The 19404-nt window shown below is 59.0% G+C and carries 15 protein-coding genes; 12 read left to right on the top strand and 3 right to left on the bottom strand.

Annotation, left to right across the window (positions count from 1 at the left end; all coding sequences use genetic code 11):
- Positions 1-42 precede the first annotated feature (42 nt).
- From tssH to ACJ8J5_RS02830, 8 genes are all read left to right on the top strand, one after another.
- A complete protein-coding gene (gene tssH, locus ACJ8J5_RS02865) occupies positions 43-2697 on the top strand; it encodes a type VI secretion system ATPase TssH (RefSeq protein WP_399610681.1) in 2655 nt (884 codons plus the stop codon).
- 49 nt (positions 2698-2746) lie between these two features.
- Positions 2747-4192, top strand: coding sequence for a serine/threonine protein kinase (locus ACJ8J5_RS02860; RefSeq protein WP_414104406.1), 1446 nt, complete (start codon positions 2747-2749; stop codon positions 4190-4192).
- Positions 4193-4334: 142 nt separating this feature from the next.
- The gene (locus ACJ8J5_RS02855) at positions 4335-6263 is read left to right on the top strand and encodes a type VI secretion system Vgr family protein (RefSeq protein WP_025303305.1); all 1929 of its coding nucleotides are present in this window, start codon (positions 4335-4337) and stop codon (positions 6261-6263) included.
- Between the two features lie 54 nt (positions 6264-6317).
- A complete protein-coding gene (locus ACJ8J5_RS02850; protein WP_025303306.1) occupies positions 6318-6758 on the top strand; it encodes a DcrB-related protein in 441 nt (146 codons plus the stop codon).
- Positions 6759-6760: 2 nt separating this feature from the next.
- A complete protein-coding gene (locus ACJ8J5_RS02845) occupies positions 6761-11182 on the top strand; it encodes an RHS repeat-associated core domain-containing protein (RefSeq protein WP_273830332.1) in 4422 nt (1473 codons plus the stop codon).
- Between the two features lies 1 nt (position 11183).
- A complete protein-coding gene (locus tag ACJ8J5_RS02840; protein WP_071826121.1) occupies positions 11184-11672 on the top strand; it encodes a hypothetical protein in 489 nt (162 codons plus the stop codon).
- Between the two features lie 177 nt (positions 11673-11849).
- The gene (locus ACJ8J5_RS02835) at positions 11850-12227 is read left to right on the top strand and encodes a hypothetical protein (protein WP_342095530.1); all 378 of its coding nucleotides are present in this window, start codon (positions 11850-11852) and stop codon (positions 12225-12227) included.
- A 53-nt stretch (positions 12228-12280) separates the two neighbouring features.
- A complete protein-coding gene (locus tag ACJ8J5_RS02830) occupies positions 12281-12979 on the top strand; it encodes a hypothetical protein (protein WP_147823937.1) in 699 nt (232 codons plus the stop codon).
- Between the two features lie 97 nt (positions 12980-13076).
- On the opposite strand, the gene sbmC is transcribed toward ACJ8J5_RS02830, so the two are convergent.
- Both sbmC and kynA read right to left on the bottom strand, forming a co-directional pair.
- Positions 13077-13544 (bottom strand): DNA gyrase inhibitor SbmC, encoded by a 468-nt coding sequence (sbmC, locus tag ACJ8J5_RS02825; RefSeq protein ID WP_273830658.1) that lies wholly within the window; start codon positions 13542-13544, stop codon positions 13077-13079.
- 23 nt (positions 13545-13567) lie between these two features.
- Complete coding sequence (gene kynA, locus ACJ8J5_RS02820; protein ID WP_025303311.1) at positions 13568-14410, bottom strand: tryptophan 2,3-dioxygenase; 843 nt, start codon at positions 14408-14410, stop codon at positions 13568-13570.
- A 297-nt stretch (positions 14411-14707) separates the two neighbouring features.
- Between kynA and ACJ8J5_RS02815 the strand changes: the two genes are divergently transcribed.
- The 4 genes from ACJ8J5_RS02815 to ACJ8J5_RS02800 all read left to right on the top strand — a co-directional run bounded on the left by ACJ8J5_RS02815 (position 14708) and on the right by ACJ8J5_RS02800 (position 18500).
- Positions 14708-15742, top strand: coding sequence for a LacI family DNA-binding transcriptional regulator (locus ACJ8J5_RS02815; RefSeq protein WP_148123538.1), 1035 nt, complete (start codon positions 14708-14710; stop codon positions 15740-15742).
- A 271-nt stretch (positions 15743-16013) separates the two neighbouring features.
- A complete protein-coding gene (locus ACJ8J5_RS02810) occupies positions 16014-17249 on the top strand; it encodes an MFS transporter (protein WP_016927236.1) in 1236 nt (411 codons plus the stop codon).
- A gap of 21 nt (positions 17250-17270) precedes the next feature.
- A complete protein-coding gene (locus tag ACJ8J5_RS02805) occupies positions 17271-18035 on the top strand; it encodes an SDR family NAD(P)-dependent oxidoreductase (RefSeq protein WP_025303314.1) in 765 nt (254 codons plus the stop codon).
- A gap of 48 nt (positions 18036-18083) precedes the next feature.
- Positions 18084-18500, top strand: coding sequence for an RbsD/FucU family protein (locus ACJ8J5_RS02800; protein ID WP_148123539.1), 417 nt, complete (start codon positions 18084-18086; stop codon positions 18498-18500).
- Positions 18501-18550: 50 nt separating this feature from the next.
- Here the strand turns inward: ACJ8J5_RS02800 and ACJ8J5_RS02795 are convergent, their stop codons facing one another.
- Positions 18551-19285: a thioesterase II family protein gene (locus ACJ8J5_RS02795; protein WP_075201387.1), complete on the bottom strand. Its 735-nt coding sequence runs from the start codon at positions 19283-19285 to the stop codon at positions 18551-18553.
- Positions 19286-19404: the final 119 nt, after the last annotated feature.

Raw genomic sequence — 19404 nt, 5'->3', positions numbered from 1 at the left:
GCGCCCTGCGGCGCCAGGCCACTCTGAGACCTGAGGAAAACCATGTCTGAAATCAGCCGCTCGGTATTATTTGGCAAACTGGATAGCCTGTTATTCACCTCTCTGGAAAGTGCGACGGCGTTTTGCAAGCTGCGCGGTAACCCCTACGTCGAACTGGCGCACTGGCTGCATCAGCTGATGCAATCGCCGGACGGCGATCTGCAGCAGATCGTCCGCCACTTCGCGCTGGACGAGGCGCAGTTGACGCGCGACATCGTCGAGGCGCTCGATCGCTTGCCGCGCGGCGCCAGCGCCATCTCCGATCTGTCCGAGCACATCGACAGCGCGGTAGAACGCGCCTGGGTCTATGGCTCATTGAAATTCGGCGCGGCGCGCATCCGCGGCGGCCACCTGCTGCTCGGTATCCTGAAAACCTACAGCCTGCGCCATCTGCTGAAGGCCATTTCCCCGCAGTTCGAGCGCATCAACGCCGATCTGTTGATGGAGCAGTTCGCCGCCATCACTGCCCACTCGGCGGAAAATACCCTGGATGCGCCGGCGGAAAGCGGCGCCGATAACGTATCCGGCGCACCGCGCAGCGGTGAAAGCGTGCTGGCGCAGTATGCTCAGGATCTGACCGCCAGAGCGCGCAACGGCGAGATAGACCCGGTAGCCGGCCGCGATGAGGAGATCCGGCAAATCATCGATATCCTGATGCGCCGCCGCCAGAACAACCCGCTGCTGACCGGCGAGGCCGGCGTCGGGAAAACCGCGGTGGTGGAAGGCCTGGCATTGCGCATCGTGGCCGGTGACGTGCCGCCGCAGCTGCGCGACGTGAAACTGTGCCTGCTGGACATCGGCATGCTGCAGGCCGGCGCCGGCGTCAAAGGCGAGTTTGAAAAACGGCTGCAGGCGGTGATCGACGAAGTGCAGTCCAGCCCGACGCCGATCATTCTGTTTATCGACGAAATTCACACCCTGATCGGCGCCGGCGGCGCCCAGGGCACCGGCGACGCCGCCAACCTGCTGAAACCGGCGCTGGCGCGCGGCCAGCTGCGCACTATCGGCGCCACCACCTGGTCGGAATACAAGAAATACATCGAGAAAGACCCGGCGCTCACCCGACGTTTCCAGGTGGTCCAGGTACAGGAGCCGAGCGAAGACAAAGCGCTGCTGATGCTGCGCAGCACCGTCAGCCCGCTGGAACAACACCACCGCGTGCTGCTGCTGGATGAAGCGGTGGACGCTGCAGTGCGGCTGTCGCATCGCTATATTCCTGCCCGCCAGCTGCCGGACAAAGCGGTGGCGCTGTTGGATACCGCCTGCGCGCGCGTGGCGGTCAGCCAACATGCCGAGCCTGCCCAGGTCGAAGACTGCCGCCACCGCATCGATGCGCTGCAGATAGAGTTGGATATCGCCCGCCGCGAGGCCAAGGTCGGCATCGGCGATCCCCAGCGCCCGCAGGAGATTGAAACTCAGCTGGCCGCGCTGCGCCAGGAGCTGGAACAGCTGACCGACCGCTGGCAGCAGGAGCTGGCGCTGATCCAAGAGATCATCACACTACGCGCCCAGTTGCACCAGCAGGAAGCGGAGCCTACCGGCGAAGAAACGCAGGCGACCCCTGACGCAGACGCGCTGCGCGCCCAGCTGGGCGAACTGCAGCAGCAGCTGGGCGCGCTGCAGGGCGAAGCGCCGCTGATCTTCGCCGCCGTCGACGCCAACATCGTGGCGGCGGTAGTGGCCGACTGGACCGGCATCCCGCTGGGCCGCATGGTGAAAAACGAGATTGAGGCGGTGCTGCAACTCTCCGACACCCTGAACCAGCGCGTGATCGGCCAACGCCATGCGCTGGATCTGATCGCTCGCCGGGTGCGCACTTCGCGGGCGCGGCTGGACGATCCGAACAAGCCGGTCGGGGTGTTCCTGCTGGCCGGGCCGTCCGGCGTCGGCAAGACCGAAACCGCGCTGGCGCTGGCGGAAACCCTGTACGGCGGCGAGCAGAACGTCATCACCATCAACATGAGCGAGTTCCAGGAGTCGCACACCGTTTCGACGCTCAAAGGCGCGCCCCCCGGCTATGTCGGCTACGGCGAAGGCGGCGTGCTGACCGAGGCTGTGCGCCGCCGTCCTTACAGCGTGGTGCTGCTGGACGAAATCGAGAAGGCGCACCCGGACGTGCATGAAATCTTCTTCCAGGTGTTCGACAAGGGCTGGATGGAGGACGGCGAAGGCCGCCATATCGATTTCCGCAACACCATCATCATCCTGACCTCCAACGTCGGCACCGATCTGATCGCCGGGCTGTGCAGCGATCCGGAGCTGCTGCCGGAACCGGAGGCGCTGAGCGGCGCGCTGCGCCAGCCGCTGCTGTCGGTGTTCCCGGCCGCCTTGCTCGGCCGCCTGCTGGTGGTGCCGTATTACCCGCTGACCGACGCCACGCTGGGCAACATCGTGCGCCTGCAGCTGGGGCGCATCCAGCGTCGCCTGGCGGAGAATCACGACATCGTCTGCACCTTCGACGACGCGGTCATCGAGCAGATCGTCAGCCGCTGCACCGAGGTGGAGTCCGGTGGCCGCATGGTCGACGCCATCCTGACCAACACCCTGCTGCCGCAGATCAGCCACACCCTGCTGACCGGCAGCGCCAACGACCAGCGCTATCGCCAGCTGCATATCGCGCTGCAGAACCACGAATTCATTTGTCAATTTCAGGCATAACGCCGCGGCCGCCGAGACGGCGGCCCTTTGAACACAGAGAGTCATCACTATGTCGGGAACCGGGATAACCAAACCGAATTCGAACAGCCTGCCGAGCGGCTATCGATTCAATGAATTCGAGATCCAGGAAGCGATCGGCGAAGGCGGCTTCGGCATCGTCTACCGCGCCTACGATCACCAACTGGAACGCACCATCGCCATCAAGGAGTACATGCCAACCTCGCTGGCGAAACGCAACGACGATCTCAGCATCGGGCTGCGCGGCGAGCGCTTCGGCAAAACCTTCCAGGCCGGGTTGAACAGCTTTATTCAGGAGGCGCGCCTGCTGGCGCGTTTCTCACACCCCGGCCTGTTGCACGTACTGCGCTTCTGGGAAGAGAACGGCACCGCGTACATGGGCACCCAGTTTTACAGCGGCACCACGCTGAAGAACCTGCAGGCGCAGCAACCGGAGAAAATCGACGAGGCGTGGATCCGGCGGCTGCTGCCGCCGCTGTTCAGCGCCATCAACACCATCCACCAGGAAGGCTATCTGCACCGCGACATTTCGCTGGATAACATCCAGATCCAGGAAAGCCAGCTGCCGGTGCTGCTGGACTTCGGATCGGCGCGTAAAGAGATCGGCAACCTGTCAGACGAAACGGAGATCATGCTCAAACCGGGCTTCGCGCCTATCGAGCAGTACACCGAGAACAGCGACGGCGAACAGGGGCCCTGGACCGATATCTACGCGCTGGGCGCCGTGCTGCACACGCTGATCGTCGGTTCGCCGCCGCCGGTCAGCGTGGTGCGCAGCATCGAAGACAGCTACCAGCCGCTGGCCGAGCGCCGCCCCGCCGGTTACTCGCCGGAGCTGCTGCGCACCGTCGATCGCGCGCTGGCGCTGAAGCCGGAAGACCGCCCGCAGACCATCGATGAAATGGCCGAGCTGCTGCATCTGCCAATCGCCGATGAGAACGAAATCATCAGCACCCCTGCGGCTGCGCCGGAGAACCTGCTGGTCGCCGCCAACCCGGCTGCCGCTGCGGCCGCCGCCGGCGCCGTTACCGCGCGCAGCACCCAATTCTCGCGGCCGATGATGGCCGGCGCCGGCGTCGCGGCGCTGCTGGTGATCGGTGCCGTCGCCTGGCTGAGCGGCGGCGAGGACGATACCCAGGCCGTGGCCCAAAACACTGAGGCGTCGCCGGCGCAGAAAACCCTGACGGAGCAGCCGAGCGCGCCACAAACCGCGCAGCCTACAGCCGCGGAACCTGAAAAGGTGGCACCGCCACCGCAGCCGGTGGCGTTGGTGTACTTCAAACTGCAACCGGGCGAACAGGTCAGCCTCGACGGCAAGCCGCAGCAGGTGACGCCGGGCGCAAACGGCTTCGCCAGCCTGAACCTGGCGCCGGGCCGCTATCAGCTGGAAATCCGCCACGACGATCGACTCCGCCGGCAGCAACTCAGCATCGACACCGCCGGCACCTGGCTGGTCAATCCGGCCACCGCCGGTTAATCCCGTTCTGAAACTCCGCCTCGGCGGGGTTTCCCTATTTCATGAGACTGACGCACCACTGCCCATCCTCATTGGCCGCGCGGCAAGGCCGCTGCAACGCCGGAGTATGCAGGGCATGACGTCAATCACAGAGGACGTTCTCATGTTGGACCGCATTATTGCGCACACGCCGTTGGGCCAGGAGCAACTGTTGTTCCGCTCACTGGACGGTATCGAAGCGCTTTCCACCCCTTTTGACTTCTCTATTGAATTGCTGAGCACCGACGCGCGGCTCGATCGCAAAGCGCTGCTCGGCCAACCGCTGACGCTGGAGATCCCAACCCAGGGCTTCCTCAGCGCCCCGCGCTACCTGAACGGCAAGATCACCGCCATCGCCGTCAGCAGCGAAGAGATCGGCGGCACGCGCTACGCGGTGTATAACCTGCACGTGCAGCCGGATCTCTGGCCGATGACCAAGGACCGCAACTTCCGCATCTTCCAGGAACAGACGGTGCCGCAGATCGTCAAGACTCTGCTGGCGGAGCACAACGTGCAGCTGGAAGATCAGCTGACCGGTGACTATCGCCTGTGGGGCTACTGCGTGCAGTACAACGAAAGCAGTTTCAACTTCATCAGCCGCCTGATGGAGCTGGAGGGCATCTATTACTATTTCAAACACGAGATGGGCAAACACACGCTGGTGCTCGGGGACGCCCCCCACCACCACCAGCCCTATCCCGGCTATGAGATGATCCCCTACCACCTGACGCCGTCCGGCGGCAGCACCAGCGAGGAAGGCATCAGCCAGTGGACGTTGTCCGATCGCGTCACGCCGGGTATCTACAGCCTGGACGACTACGATTTCCGCAAGCCGAACGCCTGGCTGTTCCAGGCACGGCAAAACCCGGTCTCGCCGACGCCGGGGCAGATCGACGTTTACGACTGGCCGGGCCGCTACACCGAGCATCAGCAGGGGGAGTTCTACGCCCGCGTGCGCCAGGAGGCCTGGCAGGCCGAACATCAGCAGATCCGCGGTACCGCCACCGCGCTGGGCATTGCTCCCGGCAGCACCTTTACGCTGTATAACGCCCCGCACGCCGACGACAACCGCGAGTACCTGACGCTGCAGGCCAACTACCATCTGAAAGAGAACCGCTATGCCAGCGGCGACGATCAGAGCAGCGAACACCGTATCGACTTCATCGTGCTACCGGCGGACGTGCCCTGGCACCCGCCGCAGCAGGCCACCTGGCCGAAAACCCACGGGCCGCAGACCGCCCGGGTGGTCGGCCCGGCCGGCGAATCGATTTGGACCGACAAATACGGCCGTATCAAGGTGAAGTTCCACTGGGATCGCTTCGGGCCGAAAGACGACGGCAGCTCCTGCTGGGTGCGCGTCTCCAGCGCCTGGGCCGGCCAAGGCTACGGCGGCGTGCAGATCCCGCGCGTGAACGACGAAGTGGTGGTGGACTTTATCAACGGCGATCCGGATCGGCCGATCGTCACCGGGCGCGTCTATAACGAAGCCAGCATGCCGCCTTGGGCGCTGCCGGCCGCCGCCACCCAGATGGGCTTTATGAGCCGCACCAAGGACGGCACCGCCGACAACGCCAACGCCCTGCGTTTCGAAGACAAGGCCGGCGCCGAACAGGTGTGGATCCAGGCGGAGCGCAACATGGACACCCAGGTGAAAAACGATGAAAGCCACACCATCGCTAACGACCACACGCATCTGGTGGGCGGCAACCAGATCAAACGGGTGGTGCTCAATCAGGCAACCGGCGTCAAAGGCGAATCCTCCGCGCTGACCGGCAAAACGCGCAGCGACGCCGTGGTTAACGCCTTTACCCTCGGCTCCGGCGAATCGCTGCGGCTCGAGTGCGGCGAAAGCGTGATCGAGCTGCTGGCGAACGGCCAAATCAACATCACCGGCACCAGCTTCAATATCACGGTGAAAGAGGACGGAGAGATCAATACCGGCGGCCAGCTGGATCTCAACCAGCCTGGCGGCGCCGCGCGCACCGCCGCACCGGGCGGTGGCCATCAGGCGGCAATCCAGAGCGCCGTCGATCAGCTGTTCCCGAAATCCTGATGCCGACGCGGCCCTGCGCCGCGTCCTTTCCCCTGATTACTTGCAAGGACATCCATGGATTACCTTTTCCAGGAAGGCCATTTCACCCTCCCCGCCATCGCCTGGCAGGACTGCACGGTCAATATTCTCAAAAACCCGCAAACCGGCGCCTCGCTGGTCATCACCCGCGGCATCATTCCGCAAGGTGCCACGCTGGAGGACGAATTCGAGAAGCAGTGGCAAGCACTGCTGCCACAGATCAGCGATTTGCAACAGTCGCCGCGCCGGCGCATCAGCGCCGGGCCGCAGGGTCATCTCAAGGCGATTGAAGTCACCAGTCGCTTTATCCGCGCCGGACACCACCATCATCAGCATCAGTTGGCGGTGCAGCCGGACGAGAGCCAGACGTTACTGATCGTCACCTATGCCGCCATGCGCCCCTTCACCCCCGAGGATGACGCTCACTGGCAGCAGGTGAAAGCGTCGCTGGTCTTGACCGAACACAGTGAACAATAGCCATGGCTGAGATCTGGGCAGCAAGAAAGGATGATGAACTGATCCACACCAGCGCGTTGGCGGACATCGCCAGCGCCGTCGCCGAAGTCGCGGTGTATGCGGTGGCGACCGCCGCCGTGTCCGCAGCAGCCGCCGCCGCAGCGCCGGCATTGGCAGGGGTGGCGGTGCTCGGCGCAGCGGCGACGGCGGCCTCCGGCTGCGTCGGCGCCGGGCTGATCGTCGGTTTTGCCACCAGCCTGACCGGCGTCGGAGAACATATCAGCAACGGCTGCGACGCCGTGGCCAACTGGCTCTTCCCGCCTTCCGTCTCCGGCGTCATTCTCACGGGCTCCCCCAACGTCTTCACCAACGCCAAACCGGCGGCACGCGCCGCAGGTCGTTTACTCACGCCCGCAGAGATCAAAGCGTTACCGGCGCCACAGCCGCCGCAAAGCTTCTGGGATTATGGCGCCGAGCTGCTGGCCGCCGGCGGTAATATCCTCTCGCAGCTATGGCAGCCCGGCGTCGCCGGCCCCAGCCAGCCCAGCCAACCGCTGGAAGAAGATAAAATCAGCTGCGACAAACACCCGCTTCCGCAATACCTGGCGGAAGGCTCCAGTAAAGTATTTATCAACGGCCAACCGGCCGTACGCAGCAATGACCGTTCAACCTGCGAGGCGAAAGTCTCGACCGACGTCTCCAAAAATGTGCAGATCGGCGGCGGCACGGTGGTGGTACGCGACATCAAGAGCGGCAAGCTGCCGGGTATCGGTTTGGCGCTGACCGTGCTGCCGCTGCTGCTCGGTAATCCGGCCAAGCTGGTTAAGAACCTGCCTTGCATGATCGGCGGCGGTCTGGCGGCGGCGGGCGTTAACGCCCTCGGCGAAGCGATCCACGCCGCCTTTAACCCGGTGCATGCCGCCACCGGCGCCAAGGTATTGAACGACGAAGAAGATCTGGACCTGTTGCTGCCGGCGCGCTTTCCGCTGATCTGGCAGCGCAATTACAACAGCCGCAATGGCTATCAGGGACTGTTTGGCCACGGCTGGCGCACGCCTTTTGAAATTTGGGTCGATCTTAACGACCGGGACGGCGTCATTGAGTGTTGCCTGCATGATGAAACCGGTCGTGAGCTACGCTTCCCGCTGCCTGAGGTGAACCAGCCGAGCTTCAGCGCCGGTGAAGGGCTGATGTTCCGCCGCGGTGAAGAGGGACAGCTGCTGATCGCCGACACCGACGGCAGCGTCTGGCGGCTGTTCGTGCCGCTGCCGCAGACCCCTTCCCGCCTGAGGCTGGTGTCGTTGAGCGATGAGTACGATAATGCGCTGCTGCTGAACTACGACGAACGACAGCGCCTGAGCCACATCGTCGACAGCGCCGGCACCATGACATTGCGGCTGGAATACGGCGATCCGCGCTTCGACGATCGCGTCACCGCCTTGCGGCATAACGACGAACCACGCGTGCGCTACCGTTATGACGACGGCGGCGATCTGCATCAGGTGATCGACGCCGGCGGCCTGGTCACACGCGAATTTCACTATAACGCCCAACACCTGCTGACCCGCCACCAACAGGCCGGTGGGCCCAGCTTCGAGTATCACTGGGCGATGTTCGACGACTGGCGCGTGGTGGAACACCGCGACAGCGCCGGCGGCGGCTGTACAATCGACTACGATTTGGCCGCCGGGTTAACGACGGTCACCGAGAATGACGGCTTGCGGCACCAGCACCGCTGGAACGCCCAACGGCTGATCGTCGAATATACCGACGAGCGTGGTGAGGTCTGGCATTACCAATGGAATGACGAAGACATGCTGATCGCCACGCGCGATCCGCTCGGCCACGGCTGGCATTTCCGCTACGATGAAGCCGGTAATCTGGTCGAGGAAGAGGATCCGCTCGGCCATATCCGCCTCACCGGTTGGCTACCGCAGCGCGCACTGCCGATCAGCGTCAAGGAGCCCAACGGCGCCACACAGCATTTCTACTACGACGAGCGCCATGCCTTGATTGCCGAGATCGATGCGCTCGGCCATACCCAGCGCTACCTGCGCGATGGCTATGGCCAGGTGGTGCAAGCCGTCGACGCCAACGGCGGCATCAGCCATTTCGCTTATGATGAGCACGGGCAATTATTGCGCTCCCGCGATTGCTCCGGCAAACAAACCCTCTACAAATATACGGCTCAAGGCTGGCTCAGCGAGGTGACCGACGCCGCCGGCGAACGCGTCCATTACCGCTACGATGCCGCCGGCCGCCTGACACAGCTGCAGCGCGCCGAGGGCTGGCAAGAGACGCTGAGCTGGAACGCGCAGGGCCAGCTGGATCGCTATCAGGGGGCCGATGGGCGCCTGACGCATTATCGCTATGACGCAGCCGGCCGCCTGCTGGCCACGCGCAATCCGCTCGATGGCGAGGTGGTGCGCCACTACGACGCCCGCGGCAGATTAACGGCGCTGCGCAACGAGAATGCCGAAAGTTACCTGTTCCATTGGACGGCCTGCAATCTGTTGCAGGAAGAAATCGGGTTGGACGGCGTCAGCACCCGCTATCGTTACGACGAATGCCGCCGGGTCGTCGAGCGCCGCTTCGCCGCCAATACCTCCGCCGCCTTCTCGCACTATTTCAGCCATGACGCCGCCGGCCAACTGGTGAGCAAACAAACGCCCGATGGAGAAACCCGCTACCGCTACAGCCCGATCGGCCAACTGCTGCATGCCGCCAGTGACCGCGGCAACGCATGGCATGACGAGCCGACAACGGCTCAGAGCGAGGTCAGTTTTGACTATGACTTGCTGGGGCGGGTAACCCGTGAACAAGGTGCCAACGGTACGCTGCGCTATGATTACGATCCGATGGGTAACCGCACGCAAACCACCTTGCCCGACGGACGCGCGCTGCGCGCGCTGTACTATGGCAGCGGCCACCTGCTGCAGCTGGCGCTGGACGATATCACCCTCAGCGAGTTCGAGCGTGACAATCTGCACCGCGAGCTGAGCCGTACGCAGGGTCGCCTGACCAGCCGAGTGCATTATGATCGGCTGGGGCGCAAAGACCGGCGGGAGATCTTCAATGACAACCGCCAGCGCCCGGCGCCGGCCAGCAGCTCGCGCCAGTGGTCCTACGACTATCAAAACAACCTGACGCGCGAAGAACACAACGCCAACCCGTTCTCCTACCAGCGTTATCAGTACGATGCCACCGGTCGATTACTGAACCGGGACGGCACGCTGCCGGATACCGAGCGCTACCGGTACGATCCGGCATCCAACCTGCTGGATGAGGGGCAATTCCGCCAGCGGCACAACCGCGTACTGCATTATCAGGGAATTGATTACCGGTACGATGTCTTTGGCCGCACGGTGGAAAAACGCAAAGGCCACTACCGTTGGCAATATCTCTACGACGCCGATCATCGCCTCTGCGAGGTGGTGCGCTACAGCCAGCATCGCAGCGAAGCCCAGCAGCATGTGCAGTTCCACTATGATCCGCTCGGGCGGCGCACGCAAAAGCGGGTGTGGCAGCAAAGTCAGGATCTGCGCCAACCGGCCGGCAAATGCCAAACCACCACGTTTTTGTGGGAAGGTTTCCGGCTGCTGCAGGAAACTCGCGACGGCATGCCCCTCACCTATGTCTATGCCGATCAGGGCAGCTATGAACCTTTGGCGCGCATCGACGGCCACGCGCCGGCCCAAGTATTTTACTTCCACACGGCGTCGAACGGCGAACCGGAAAGCCTGACCGACAGCGACGGAACGCTGCGCTGGCAGAGCCACAGCAGCGCCTGGGGCCGCATAAAGTATGAGGAAAATCAGCAAGATCTGGATTACTCCCAAAACCTGCGCCTACAGGGGCAATACCTGGATCGGGAAACGGGATTGCACTACAATTTGTTCCGCTATTACGATCCGGATATCGGCAGATTTACCCAGCACGATCCGATAGGTTTGGCCGGCGGGATCAACCTGTACCAATACGCGCCGAATCCGCTGGGTTGGGTGGATCCTTGGGGATGGAAGCCACGATGCGCAGCAACCAAAGCCAACGATCATAATCAGGCAGCTTTTGGTCGACAATGGCAAGGTCGAGGTATCTACAAAGGACGAGACTCTTGGTCAAATATCATGTTGAAAGAAGGTGACATTGTTTATGGCGGCGCTCCAGGGCAATCTGGTTTTTACTTCAACAAGGCGACGCTAGATGCTGCAGGTGGCAGTAGAGCCAAGCTATGGGAAAGTTTGCAGGTGCTTCCACATGAAAAATTTGGTTATAGATCTAAAATACAAGCATATAGAGTAAAAAGAGAAACGATTGCAGGAACAGGTAAAGCGATATCTCAAGACCCAACGAGATTCGGCGAAGGCGGAGGAACTCAATTTTTCCTTTCTAACTATAAAACTGTTCTTGAGCCAATTGATAAGCCTTTTGAAATTGGATTGTAAAATGCAACTAGATACTTATGACGGAACACTAGAACTCGCGGGAATAACGCTAGGTACAGCGACAACCCGAGAAATGCTAATAAAAGGCTCCAGATTGTGGGAGGGTTGGCCAGAAAAGTCAGATGGTAGGACTACATCATACAGAACAATAATCAGTACAAAAAAAGAAAAAGCCGGCGATATATATATAATTGCCGACTTCTCCGGGGCCTTCATTACAGATGCAGTGCTTTGCAGTTGGCGTTTTGCGCCTGAAAAACTCATGATGGGAATACAAAAAAAAGTAGAAGGTGCTATTACCAAAAATCTTCGAACATGGTTTTATGAAAAAACTCATATACAACTTCCAGTTAGTGGTTCATGGGGGCATATTGACGCTGCTTATGACCCACATAATTTAACGGGAACAATAGTGTGCAACTATCGCAGTGCATTTCATACTGAGGATGAATGGCGAAAATATTGCAAAAGGAATAACATAATTTATTAAAAAAGAGGAAACTCATCCACATTATTATATAAAAATTCACACACTCATTCCATAATGCAGAGTGTGTGTGATTTTTCACCCCCCCCCTCGAATATCGCAAATAACTACATCTTCACTTCGCACACTAACAATCAATAAAGGCATGAATCATTTATTCACTAGATCTATTTAAATATTATGAACAAAGAGAAAATTGTCATTACCCCATCAAACAGGCAACTATTTGATGGTAACGAAGAGCAGTTTCGTTTATTTAAAAAAGAAGTATCCATCCCTAACTCTAACGAAAAAGTACTTTATGATAACAGCTCTGCGATACCCATATGGGATATAGATGAAAACATCAGGAAGGCGATCGCAGAAAAAATAAGCGGGATAAAAGTCATAGAGTACCCATATGACCCAATATCTTCATATAAAAATGAAAATCTGGATATCTACATTCAGAATGTAGAGTCGGAAATGCACAAAAACAGAATAACAATAATCACGGCGACGGGTGAATCACAACCAGCAAGATATAAGATAAAGTTGCTGGGTTTCATTTTTCACTAGCGCTCTCTTAGAGGCGACCCCACTGAAATCTTTATAACACTCTGAGGTAACAGATGATGAATATTTCCTGGGATATCGCCAACTTTAATATATCAATGAAAAGCCAGTACAGTGATATCTATGAGTTAGAAAATGATATCAGTAATTTCTTTGGAAGCAGTAATTTTAGTGAAATGGACTCCCTTGACTGGTTTTTAATCAACAAGAAAACAAACGAGTTTTCTTTTTTGTTGTTGAGCGTTCCTTCTTTTTTTAAAGCATCAAGCGAGCGTCATGCCCTTGATGTTGACTCATTACGAGAAATAAAATTATCAGAATGTATCGATAGCTTCGTATCTCACGTCACTATTCAAGACGAAGCAGTTTTCCAATCCAAAGAGAACATTTTAATTGTCGCATCGGATACATCGGCCATCGTTTATAAGACACCAATCAAAGAGGGTCTTTATTTCTTGTCGGGCTGTGATTTTTCGCATCATGGGTTTTTATTGCTCAGTGCGACCCATCATATCCCAGGGGAAACACCACCATCAGATGAGACAATTTCCGATTCGTTATTCTTAAGAATGCTAGATTTGTGCAACCAATATTTTTATGATGCCATGGACGAGCAAGATGAAAGATGTTTATCCATAATAAACCAGTTAGAGAAGGATTGTTTGGCATATCAAAAGATAGACGTTCGCTTACTGCAAACAATAGATTTTATAAAAAACCTTAAATATACATTCTATGATATAGACATGGAATAATTATCTTATGACTGTTCCTCTTTTAAATGAATCTTTAAATATCCCATCAAAAGGCTCCCAAAGAGCCTTTTGATATGCTACCGCGCCGTTAGCCCCCTCACCACTTCTTCACCGTCTGGTAAATCTCGAGGTCGAAATAGCCGTCGGCCTCGCAGTCGTTGAGATAGTGTTCATAGCTCACCCCCTCAACCGGCTGGTAGCCGCTGGCCGGCAGCAGCTTCTGATAGAACTCGCCCCACACCCGCTCGAAATCGCCATCGCTGATGCGCACGTGGTAGACCGCATACTGCCCGGCGGGCAGCGTCTGCACGGTCACGCCCTCGCTGCCCGCCGGCAGCGCGAAATCGTCCGCCACGCTTATCACTACGTCGGCACGCAGCTTTTCCGGCGCCACTTCCGCCGGATCGTCCCAATACAGCACCAGCCATTTGCCAAACGGCACGCCGTGGTGTTTCCGCCATGCCAGCAGTTGCTGCGAGCCCTGCGGGATGGTCTGCGGATACGGCCCCACGACTCTCACTCCCACCACCGTCTCCGCCGCTTTATCGATAATCCTCACGCTCATCGCCCTTATCCTCCCACGTTATTTCAGGCGCCGATTTCGGTGCGCACGTCCAGCAGCTCGGGGAAAAAGGTCAGATCCAACGCCTTTTTCAGGAAGCTGACGCCGCTGGAACCGCCGGTACCTGACTTAAAGCCAATGATCCGCTCCACCGTTTTCATATGGCGGAAACGCCACAGATGGAAACTCTCCTCGATATCCACCAGCTTCTCCGCCATTTCATAGGCTTCCCAGTAGGTCTGCGGGTTGTCGTAGATCACTTTGAACGCCGGCAGCAGATCCGGGTTGCGCTGGTAGGGCTGCGTCCAGTCACGCTCGAGGCACTCCTGCGGGATCGGCAGGCCGTGGCGTGCCAGGTACAGCAAGTATTCGTCGTACAGGCTCGGCGCTTCGAGGATCGCCTTCAGCGCGGCGTGCTTTTCCGCATCGCTGCTAAACACCGCCAGCATCGCCGCATTCTTGTTGCCGAGCAGGAACTCGATCGACCGGTATTGGTGCGACTGGAAGCCCGATGAGCTGCCCAGCACGTCGCGAAACTCGACGTACTCCGACGGCGTTAGCGTTTCCAGCACCGCCCACTGTTCGAACAGCAGCCGCTGGATCTGTTTGACGCGCGCGAGGATTTTGAAACAGTGGCTGAGTTTGTCCTGCTGCACCAGCCGCACCGCCGCCTGCAGCTCGTGCAGCATCAGCTTCATCCACAGTTCGGAGGTTTGGTGCTGTATCACGAACAGCATTTCGTCATGATGCGGCGGGTTGGAGAGTGGGTGCTGGCAGTCCAGCAGCGAGTCCAGGCACAGGTAGTCGCCATAGCTCATGCGTTTGGAAAAATCGGTGACAATCGCGCTTTCTAATTCCCGTTTGTTCATCTGTTCTCTCCGTTGCGCCCAGCGCCCCATCGGCCTGGAACGTGCCGCAAAGAGAAAACAATAGTACAGAACCCGCCGCCCCGAAGGGCGATAAACGAGAGGTGCTTCGCAGATCTCACTCATCTGCGTTAACACATTGCCCCTCTCCCCCTGTGTTGTTTAGTAAACAACACGGCTGCCGCCTGACGATTCTCACAAATGCGCAATCCCATGCGCGCAGCGCCCCGGTTCCAGCTTGCCTGCGGCCGGCTTCCCTTATAGATTGCAGGCTAACGGCAGGCAGCAAGGTATCGGCAAATGGCAAATATTCGTGATGTGGCGCGGTTGGCCGGCGTGTCCATCAGCAGCGTGTCGAACCTGCTGAACAATCGCAGCCACCAGATGAGCGCGCAGACCCGTGAGCGCATCGAACGGGCGATGGAAACCCTGGGATACCGGCCGGCCCGAGCGGCGGTGCCCGCGCCGCAGGCGAAGATCATCGGCCTGCTGCTGCCGTCGATCGTCAACCCGAGCTTTTCGGCGCTGGCGCATGCGGTCGACGGCGCGGCGCGGGTTCACCGTTACCGCGTTTTGCTCGGCAACGCCTACCGCCAGGAACAGGAAGAAGCCGCGTTTATCGACGATATGTTCCTGCACGGCGTGCGCGGCATCATCGTAGCGGCGAGCGACATTCGCCAGACTCATTTTGTTCGGGCCGCCGAGCGAGGCATGAAGATTGTCAGCTACGACAGCCCGTTCGCCGAGCCGATGGCCACCGATACCCGACTGTTCGACAGCGTGTCGATGGACAATATCGCCGCCGGGCGCCTGGCCGCGCAGCACCTGCTCGAGCGCGGCTGCCGACACATCGTGTTCGCCACCGAAGCGACGCTGACCGTCGGGCGCAGCCACAAGATCGACGGTTTTCTGAGCGTGCTGGGGCACAGCCTGAGCGAACGCCAACGGGTGATCGAAGGCAAAGCCAACAGCGCCTACGGCGACACGGAAATGTTCGAATTGGGGCTGACGCTGGCGCCGCGCGTTCTCGCGTTGGCGCCGCGCCCGGACGGCATCGTGGCGATTAACGATGCGCTGGGCATCGGGCTGATGGTGGGCCTGCGTGCCGCCGGCATCCAGGTGCCCGCAGACATCTCGGTGATCGGCATCGATAATATCGCGCTGGCCGGCCTGGCCGAACCGGGGTTGACGTCGATTGGCCCACCGCTGGCGGAGATGGCGCAGCTGATGGTCGAACGCCTGATCGGCCGTATCAACAATGATTTGCAACCGCCCGGCGAGTTTCTCTTCCCGCCGTCGGTCATCAGCCGGCGCTCGGTCAAAGCCGCCGGTTAATACGGTAAAAAACGACTTTCCCAGACGATGCGCAGCCGGCATCGTCCGGATCGTCGCAGCTAAAAGCAGAAAAAATAGAATCGTCGCAATAAATAAACGGCGCGACGCTTTTATGCACGCAACGTCGTTATTCAGCACGCCGCTCATGACTTTGGGCTGGGCCGCTATTATTCCGATTAACCACATGGGAAAAACCATGATGAAAAAAACAATGCCAACGGATATTGAACGCAGCGCCATCAGGAAATTGACGCTGCATATTGTCCCCCTCATGATCTTATTGTATTTCCTGGCCTTTCTCGACCGCAACAATATGGCCTACGCCGCCAAAGCGCTGGAAGATAATCTGGGATTGACCGCCTCGGCTTTCGGCTTCGCCTCCGGGATTTTCTTTATCGGTTATTTCCTGTTTGAAATACCCAGCAACGCCGGCACTATTAAATTTGGCCCGCGCATCTGGTTCGCCAGAATATTAATTTCCTGGGGCATCTTCGCGACCCTGCTCGGTTTTGTGCGCACGCCGCTGGAGCTGTATATTTGCCGTTTTATGCTGGGTGTGTGCGAAGCCGGTTTCTTTCCCTCGGTGGTGTATTACTTCACGGTTTTCTTTCCGGAGAAATACCGCACCAAAATTCTCGGCATGTTTATCATCGTCCAGCCGCTGTCCAACGCGGTCGGCTCGCCGATTTCCGGCTTTATTCTCAATATTCAGCATGACTGGTTCGGGTTCGCCCCCTGGCAGCTGCTGTTTATCCTCGAAGGGCTACCGCCGATCGTCATCGGCCTGCTGATCCCGTTCCTGATCAAGAACTCCCCCAAAGACGTCGGCTATCTGAACGTGGAGGAAAAAGCCTGGCTGATGAGCAACGCCGGCCGCTCCAAATCCGGCTCTAAAATCACGCTGGCTGACTTCCTGAAGGGGATTAAAAACAAGAAATACCTGCTCTACGCGCTGCTCAACTTCGGCATGGTGTGCGGCATTTATGGCTTCGGCACCTGGCTGCCGTCGATCATCAGCGCCCTCTCCGGCGGCGATATCTTCCGCGTCAGCCTACTGGCGCTCATTCCCTACGGCCTGGCCGCGCTGCTGGTCTATCCGTGGAGCCTGTGGGCCAGCAAAACCAAAAAGCTCGGCGTATTTGCCGGCCTCAGCATGGTGGTTGCCGCCATCGGCCTGATGGGGGCGGTGACGTTTTTTAAATACGACCCGCTCGTCGCGCTGTCGTTCCTGTGCATCGCCGCCATCGGTATCTACACCGCCGTGCCGCCGTTTTTATCCATGCCCGCCAATATCTCCACCGGCGCGGCTGCGGCCGCCGGGCTGGCGGTGGTCAGCTGCATCGGCAATATCGGCGGTTTTGTCGCCCCCTATGCGGTGGGCGTGCTGAACGATCTGACCGGCAGCAGCGCGCCGGGGCTGTTTTTCCTGGCCTCGTGCCTGCTGGCCACCGGGCTGATCTGCATTTTCTACTGCGCCAAACAGCGTGAAGGCGTCATCAATTCTTAACGAACCAATAAGGAGTCAATCATGGGCGATCTTGCGGGCAAAAAGGTCTTTATCACCGGAGCGGAACAGGGCATTGGCCGCGCCACTGCGGAGCGGCTGATCAAGGCCGGTTGCGACATCTATTTTCACTATCACAGCGACGAAAGCGGCCCCAAGGCGCTGGTGGCGCTGGCCCATTCTCTGGGGCAAAAAGCCGCTTACGGCTACGCCGATCTCATCGATACCGACGAAACGCTGCGCTGCGTCGCGGCCGGCGCCGAGTTTCTCGGCGGCATCGATATTCTGGTCAATAACGTCGGCGGCATCGTCGGGCGCAAATGGCTGGGCGAGATCGACCGCGCCTTCTGGCAAACCGTGATCGACGTGAACATGACCACCATGCTGAACGTGACGCAGAGCGCGCTACCGTTCCTGAAGGCGGCGGCAAACGGCGCCAGCATCGTCAACCTGGCCTCGCAGGCCGGCCGCGCCGGCGGCCACTCCGGCTCGCTGGTCTATTCCGCCACCAAGGGCGCGGTGCTCACCTGGACGCGCTCGCTGGCGGCGGAGCTGGGCGAGCACGGCATCCGGGTAAACGCGGTGGCGCCCGGCCTGATCCTCGGCACCCGCTTCCATAATCGCCACACCACCCAAGAATCGGCGGAGGAAACCGTTCGCGCCATCCCGCTGGGCCGCGCAGGCACGCCGGACGACGTGGCGCGCGCCATCACCTTTCTGGCGGCGGAATACGACGGCTTCATCTCCGGCGCCACTCTTGATATCAACGGCGGCATCTACCGCATGTAATTCAGCTGCGGGCGGCACGGCTGCCGCCCCCTATTCAGGTATCGCCTTATGATTAAATCCGCCATCATCCACCCACCGCTGCTCGCCGCGCTGGCGCAATGCGGGCATAAAACCCAGGTGCTGATCGCCGACGGCAACTACGCCTGCGTGACCCACGCGCCGAAAGACGCCACCGTGGTCTATCTGAACCTGGCGCCCGGCACGCTCGCCGCTCCGCCAATCCTGGAAAAACTGCTGGCCTGCATCAACGTGGAAAGCGCGGCGCTGATGGCCTGCCCGCCGGACTTCACCAACGCTATCGAAGCCGAATACCGGCAGCTGCTGCCTGAACATTGCCCGATCGAATACCTGCCGCGCGAGGCGTTTTACGCCGCGGTCAAATCGGATCGGACGTTGCTGGTGATCGCCTCCGGCGAACAGCGCCGCTTCGCCAACCTGCTGCTGACGGTGGCGCCGGTGGTGTGATGACGCCATTGCGTTAATGGCGGTTGTGCCCCAACCGCCATACCTGCGCTTTACGCCAGCTGCTGATTCACGATATCCGCCACTTCTTTCGGCTGATGATTGATGAAGAAATGATCCGACGAAACGGTGTGCAGACCGATATGCGCGCTTGTATAGCGCGCCCAAGCCGCCATGTCCGTCTTGGAAACAGTGCTGTCGCGGCTGCCGTGAATCAACACCAAAGGATAATTGATTGTCTTCTCCTTCAACGCCCGTTTCATATGAAAATTAATCGACAGCTCGTTGCGTATAATAGGAAAAAATAAGCTTCTGAAATCAACGTCATCCAAAATATCAGGTTGAGTTCCGCCATAACGACGCAATACTTCGGCCATTTCATCATCATCTGAATGCATCGGATCATGCTTAAAATCCGTAATGTGCGGCGGTGCTTCTGCGGCGATAAAAATTCGCGCCGGCGGTTTATCCTGAGCGATAAAACGACTCGCCAATTCAAAGGCGAATAATCCGCCATTGCTGTGACCAAGAAATGAGTACGGTTTTCCCGACATCAGGCTCGTGGCTTCTCGTTCCACCTCATCCAAAATTTTGTAGACATCATTGCACAACGCCTCTGAAAAGCGGCGCCCATTGCCGGGCAGTTGCATGGCGTACACGGACGTATTGCTATTGACGTAGTGAGAGAATGGCACGAATACCTCGGCATTTCCGGCGGCATAAGGGAAACAAAATAAAATATGCTCATCATCCCCACCGGTACCCCTTTTTATTTGCTCAAACCACATACGGCTTCCTCTGCTTTGCAAGAATATGACGCTATCCGCCACCGCGGAGAACGGGAGCGGCGTAATCAAAATCAATACCGTAGCGGGATCAGCGGGATAGTTTATCCCGCTGATTTCCC

It is taken from the genome of Serratia sp. CY43202, from assembly GCF_052168755.1.
Lineage (GTDB): Bacteria > Pseudomonadota > Gammaproteobacteria > Enterobacterales > Enterobacteriaceae > Serratia > Serratia bockelmannii.
The sequence above is the reverse complement of the archived record's forward strand: the minus strand, read 5'-3'. Positions and strand labels throughout refer to the sequence as shown.